Raw genomic sequence first — 207 nt, 5'->3', positions numbered from 1 at the left:
CGCTCGGACGGCTTGCCCGTCTCCTTCTCGACGATCGAGGCGAGGATCACGGCTTCTTCCGGGCTGCGCGCCACGGTATCGCTCGCGCGCTCGGCCCAGAGCTTCTCCAGCACGCGCGCCATCGCCTGCTGCATGCGCATGGCGACCGCGGTGCGGCTCTCGCCGCGCTGGAAAGCGTAGGTATCCGGGAGGACCGAGCCTTCCGCC

At 70.5% G+C, this 207-nt stretch carries 1 protein-coding gene; it reads right to left on the bottom strand.

The features are described from left to right. Positions 1 to 207 (bottom strand): endolytic transglycosylase MltG (locus tag RRF55_RS29500; protein WP_439419528.1); only part of this gene is annotated, 207 nt, incomplete at both ends.

Origin of the sequence: Klebsiella sp. K47 (assembly GCF_051858335.1) — a bacterium.
Classification (GTDB): Bacteria; Pseudomonadota; Gammaproteobacteria; order Enterobacterales; family Enterobacteriaceae; genus Klebsiella; species Klebsiella pneumoniae.
The sequence above is the reverse complement of the archived record's forward strand: the minus strand, read 5'-3'. Positions and strand labels throughout refer to the sequence as shown.